This is a genomic window from Mesorhizobium sp. M4A.F.Ca.ET.090.04.2.1, assembly GCF_003999085.1.
GTDB lineage: Bacteria > Pseudomonadota > Alphaproteobacteria > Rhizobiales > Rhizobiaceae > Mesorhizobium.
The window spans coordinates 1-5,014 of sequence record NZ_RZOT01000458.1; the positions used below are offsets into that span (position 1 = coordinate 1).

General features: G+C 63.1%; 6 protein-coding genes and 1 pseudogene. 5 read left to right on the forward strand and 2 right to left on the reverse strand.

Going from position 1 to position 5,014, the window contains the following annotated elements; genetic code table 11:
• A pseudogene (locus EN781_RS25535) lies at positions 1-520 on the forward strand (PLP-dependent aminotransferase family protein); the annotation flags it as partial.
• Between the two features lie 12 nt (positions 521-532).
• On the opposite strand, the gene EN781_RS25540 reads toward EN781_RS25535, so the two are convergent.
• Positions 533-1,354, reverse strand: coding sequence for a L,D-transpeptidase (locus tag EN781_RS25540; RefSeq protein WP_126055792.1), 822 nt, complete (start codon positions 1,352-1,354; stop codon positions 533-535).
• Positions 1,355-1,525: 171 nt separating this feature from the next.
• Entirely contained in the window at positions 1,526-2,188 is a 663-nt protein-coding gene (locus tag EN781_RS25545) for a haloacid dehalogenase type II (RefSeq protein ID WP_126059170.1), read from the reverse strand.
• Positions 2,189-2,395: 207 nt separating this feature from the next.
• Between EN781_RS25545 and EN781_RS25550 the strand changes: the two genes are divergently transcribed.
• From EN781_RS25550 to EN781_RS25565, 4 genes are all read left to right on the forward strand, one after another.
• Positions 2,396-3,274, forward strand: coding sequence for a branched-chain amino acid aminotransferase (locus tag EN781_RS25550; protein ID WP_126055791.1), 879 nt, complete (start codon positions 2,396-2,398; stop codon positions 3,272-3,274).
• Between the two features lie 173 nt (positions 3,275-3,447).
• Positions 3,448-4,050, forward strand: coding sequence for a superoxide dismutase (locus tag EN781_RS25555; protein ID WP_126055790.1), 603 nt, complete (start codon positions 3,448-3,450; stop codon positions 4,048-4,050).
• A 147-nt stretch (positions 4,051-4,197) separates the two neighbouring features.
• The gene (locus EN781_RS25560; protein ID WP_126055789.1) at positions 4,198-4,635 is read left to right on the forward strand and encodes a cytochrome c; all 438 of its coding nucleotides are present in this window, start codon (positions 4,198-4,200) and stop codon (positions 4,633-4,635) included.
• Positions 4,636-4,644: 9 nt separating this feature from the next.
• Positions 4,645-5,014 (forward strand): c-type cytochrome (locus tag EN781_RS25565; RefSeq protein ID WP_127400446.1); only part of this gene is annotated, 370 nt, incomplete at its 3' end.

Here is a 5,014-nt window from a genome sequence, read left to right on the forward strand (position 1 = left end):
GTCAGTCATCTATGTGGGGACGTTCTCCAAGACGCTCTCGCCCACTTTGAGGCTTGGCTATCTCGTCATCCCAACCGGCCTGTGCCGGGCGTTCAGCGAGGCGAAGCGCCTGACCGACCGGCATGCGCCCATGTTGGAGCAAGACGTGTTGGGTGACTTGCTGACGAGCGGCGCCTACGAGCGTCACGTCCGCAGTATCCGCAGAAAGAATGCTGAGCGCAGGCAGGTGCTGCTGCAGGCATTGGCCGACCGTCTGGGCCCGAGGGTCACCGTTGCGGGAGCCGACACGGGCCTTCATGTCGTGGCCTGGATGCACGGCATCGCCGCCGGGCGCGAGACCGCAATCATCGCGGCCGCGCGCGCTGCCGGGATCGGTCTCTACCCGGTATCGCCGCTCTACGACCCGAGCGGGCCTCGGCCGGAAACGGCTGGCTTCATCATGGGGTACGCCGGGCTTGACGCGGAAGCGGTGCGGCGCGGCGTTGCGGTGCTGGCGAGGATACTGGCCGAACACCGCTGACGAACCCAAAGCTCAGAAGATCTCGTTCGTGAGCCGCTTCACCGGACCGAGCAGGATCGAGCCGGTCGGTACGCCGGCATCGATCGGGATGGCTCTGCGATCCGGCATGTCGGCCACCGGCGCGCCGATATCGGCGGTCACGATGACCGGGGTTTTGCTGGGCACGCGATCATAGAGGTCGACAATATCCTGGTTGATCAGGCGCACGCAGCCCGACGACACGGACTTACCGATCGACCACCATTCCGGCGAGCCGTGCAGCCGGTAGAGCGTGTCCTGATCGCCCTGGAAGAGGTATAGCGCGCGGGCGCCGAGGGGGTTCTTCAAGCCGCCGGGCATGCCACCGTTCTTGGCGCTGTATTGGGTCAGTTCCGGCTGGCGGGCGACCATCTCATCCGGCGGCGTCCACTTCGGCCATTTCTGCTTCCACTGCACCACAGCATCGCCCGACCACTCGAAGCCGGCGCGGCCGAGGCCGACGCCGTAGCGGATCGCCTGGCCGCCCTCACGCACGAGGTAGAGGAAGTGGTTGGTCGTATCGACGACGATGGTGCCCGGCCGCTGGCCGGTCGGGTCGGGAACGATCTGGCGCAGGAATTGATGATCGATCTTGTTGACCGGAATGGCCGGCAGGTCGAATCCGTTGTCGGACGTCGCCCCATACATCGTCTCGTAGTCGCCGAGCGGCGGATCGACATAGGCGGGCGGTGGCGGTTGCGCAGGCTCTGGAGCCGGACCGGTGGTCGTGCAGGCGGAAGCCGCGACCGAGGCAGCGCCAAGGGCTGTGAAGTTGAGAAAGCCACGACGGCTGATGCGGAAGGAAGCGTCTGACATGGTTGCCTTTTCTAGGTCTTAATTCGCAAGAAAGCATGAATCCGCAGGCTGGCTGCCGGCGCTCCAATAACAGTCGGCGGCGATAGGCGGTTCCAAATCTGGCCTAAGGGTGGACAAACAAAGGCGAAGCTGTGACCGCATTGCCGCTGTTGCGCTGCAGCAACAGCGCCGTCATGCACCCCCAAGAAGGCCTTCGAGCGAAGGCAGGATCAGCCCTGGCGGAAAGTCTCGGTATTCATCGGGCTGGTTGGCACGGTTGATCCACACCGTGCGGAAACCGAACTTGGTGGCGCCGGCGACGTCCCAGCGGTTGGAGGACTGGAAAGACACCGCACCCGGATAGAGGCGCCAGCCGGTGGTCACCATGTCGTAGACCGACGGGTCGGCCTTGAAGCGTCGCACCGCATCGACCGAAAATACATCGTCCAGCACCTGGTCGAGCGCGGCAGACTTCACCGCCGCCTCCAGCATCTCGGGCGAACCGTTGGAGAGGATCGCGAGCCTCGCGCCCGATGCCTTGAGCGCCTTGAGCACTGCCGGCACCTCCGGATAGCAGTCGAGGTGCCAATAAGCCTCCAGCAGCTTGGCTCGCAAGCCCCTGTCGGCGGAGGGTACCTTGCGCAAGGCGAAATCGAGCGCCTGCTCGGTCAATTGCCAGAAATCGGCATAGGCGCCCATCAGCGTCCTGACCCAGGAATATTCGAGCTGTTTGGCGCGCCATATCTCGGAGAGCAACTGGCCGTCCGGCCCGATCTCGCCGGCATGGCGGCGCACGGCGGCATGCACGTCGAACAACGTGCCGTAGGCGTCGAAAACATAGGCCGCGTGATGCATGGCGACAGTAGTGAGGCGAGGGGAAGCGAAGCGCAAGCGTTGATTGCAGCCAGCACCGATCGATGTTGCGGATCGCGGCCAAACCAGGCCGACATCGGTTGGCGGAGGCCGGCTGGCCCCAACAAAACTCCACGATGCCGGTTGACGGCGGCCACCAAAGCATTTTCCTATGCCCGCTTCGCAAGAACACTTGGACGGACCCGAGCAATGACACTGGCGGCAGCGGCGCAATCCGCGACATGGACCTTCGTCGATGGTGACTGGTACGAGGGCAACGTCGCCATTCTCGGGCCCCGCAGCCACGCCATGTGGCTGGGCACCAGCGTCTTCGACGGCGCCCGCTGGTTCGAGGGCGTGGCGCCCGACCTCGAGCGTCATGCAGCGCGGGTGAACGCCTCGGCCATCGCGCTCGGCCTGAAACCTACCATGACCACCGAGAAGATCGTCGGGCTGACCTGGGACGGGCTGAAGAAGTTCGACGGCAAGACGGCGGTCTATATCAGGCCGATGTACTGGGCCGAGCATGGCGGCTATATGGGCGTGCCGGCCGATCCGGCCTCGACCCGCTTCTGCCTCTGCCTTTACGAATCGCCGATGATCTCGCCAGCAGGCTTTTCGGTCACCGTCTCACCTTTCCGGCGGCCGACCATCGAGACCATGCCGACCAACGCCAAGGCCGGCTGCCTTTACCCCAACAATGGCCGCGCCATCCTCGAAGCCAAGATGCGCGGCTTCGACAATGCGCTGGTGCTCGACATGCTGGGCAATGTCGCCGAGACCGGAACCTCGAACATCTTCCTGGTCAAGGACGGCCATGTGCTCACGCCGGCGGCGAACGGCACCTTCCTGTCCGGCATCACTCGTTCGCGCACCATAGGCTTGCTCGGCGACTACGGCTTCAAGACCACCGAAAAGACGCTGTCGGTGCGCGATTTCCTTGAAGCGGACGAGATATTCTCGACCGGCAACCATTCCAAGGTCGTGCCGATCACCCGCATCGAAGAGCGCAATCTCCAGCCTGGCCCCGTCGCCAAAAAGGCGCGCGAGCTCTATTGGGACTGGGCGCATTCCACATCCGCCGCCTGATCCGTGGGCAGGCTTTCTCTTTTGACGCAGCCGCCTGCCGCAAAACCGTGTGACAGGTTTCCGGAACCTCTCTAGAAAGGGAACCGGCACTTCATTCCGGAGTTGTCCCAAATCATTCCAGACCTATCTTAGTCCGGTAGTGACACCGGATTTTCCATGAGGGAGTACCATCCATGGCTTTTGAGCTGCCTGCTTTGCCCTACGACTACGAGGCGCTTCAGCCTTATATGTCCAAGGAGACGCTGGAGTATCATCACGACAAGCACCACAAGGCCTATGTCGACAACGGCAACAAGCTCGCCGCGGAAGCCGGCTTGGGTGACCTTTCGGTCGAGGAAGTCGTCAAGCAGTCCTTCGGCAAGAACGCCGGGCTCTTCAACAACGCCGCCCAGCACTACAATCACATCCATTTTTGGAAGTGGATGAAGAAGGGCGGTGGCGGCTCCAAGCTGCCGGGCGCGCTGCAGACGGCGGTCGACAGCGACCTCGGCGGCTATGACAAGTTCAAGGCGGATTTCATCGCCGCCGGCACCACCCAGTTCGGTTCCGGCTGGGCCTGGCTTTCGGTCAAGGATGGCAAGCTCGCGATCTCGAAGACCCCGAACGGCGAGAACCCGCTGGTCCATGGCGCCTCGCCGATCCTCGGCGTCGATGTCTGGGAGCACTCCTACTACATCGACTATCGCAACGCACGGCCGAAATATCTCGAAGCCTTCGTCGACAGTCTCATCAACTGGGACTATGTCCTCGAGCTTTACGAAAAGGCGAAAGGTTGATTGGTTGACGAAAAGCCCCGGCACGACCGGGGCTTTTCTTTTCTGCCTGCAGCGGAAAGTGAAAGTCGTTGCTGTGCGGACGGAATATTTCCGCCGCGCCGTCCGTTAATGTCCAGTCGCGCACTCTCTTCACCAAGGAGCCATTGAATGAGAAAGCTTGTTCTCGCCATCTCTATGCTCGCTGTAGCGGGTTCGGCCGCCTTCGCTGATCCGATCAAGGATCGCCAGGCCCTGATGAAGGAACGCGGCAAACTTGCCGGCCAATTGTCGAAGGTCGTCAAGGGCGAGGAAGCTTTCGACGCAGCCGCCGTGCTGGCGGCGTTGCAGGCGCTGCAGGCTAACGCCGAGAAGTGGGATACCGAGAAACTTTTCCCGGCCGGCAGTGATAAGGGCGACACCACGGCCGCGCCGAAGATCTGGGAAGACATGGCGGGCTTCAACGCGGCCGAGGACAAGTTGCTGACCGACGTCAAGGCCGCGACCGCAGCGCCGCCGGCTGATGTCGATGCCTTGAAAGCGCAGCTGAACACCATCGGCGGCGATTGCGGTACCTGCCATCAGAGCTACAGGATCAAGAAGGGCTGATCCCGGCCAATGGCCTGGCTGAAAAAACTCGTCGGCGCGGCCCTCGTTCTGGGTGGCGCTGGCGCGGTTGCCGCATGGTTGCTGTCGGCGCCGGTCAGACTTGATGCCGCGACCGTCGCGCAGCTCGGCCCCGGCGATGCCGCCAGGGGCAAGCGCATCTTCTATGCCGGCGGCTGTACCTCCTGCCATGCCAAGCCCGGTTCGCAGGGCGATGCCCGACTAGCACTCACGGGCGGCCTCGAACTGAAGACGCCGTTCGGCACCTTCGTGCCGCCCAACATCTCGCAGGACGCCAAGGACGGCATCGGCGCCTGGAGCGAGCAAGACTTCGCCGATGCCATGCTGAAGGGCGTCTCGCCTTCCGGCGAGCATTTCTACC

What these genes read in the sequence shown, in the direction of transcription:
- EN781_RS25540 (WP_126055792.1), bottom strand. Translation starts at nt 1,354, where the DNA reads ATGTCAGACGCTTCCTTCCGCATCAGCCGTCGTGGCTTTCTCAACTTC.
- EN781_RS25545 (WP_126059170.1), bottom strand. Translation starts at nt 2,188, where the DNA reads ATGCATCACGCGGCCTATGTTTTCGACGCCTACGGCACGTTGTTCGAC.
- EN781_RS25550 (WP_126055791.1), top strand. Translation starts at nt 2,396, where the DNA reads ATGACACTGGCGGCAGCGGCGCAATCCGCGACATGGACCTTCGTCGAT.
- EN781_RS25555 (WP_126055790.1), top strand. Translation starts at nt 3,448, where the DNA reads ATGGCTTTTGAGCTGCCTGCTTTGCCCTACGACTACGAGGCGCTTCAG.
- EN781_RS25560 (WP_126055789.1), top strand. Translation starts at nt 4,198, where the DNA reads ATGAGAAAGCTTGTTCTCGCCATCTCTATGCTCGCTGTAGCGGGTTCG.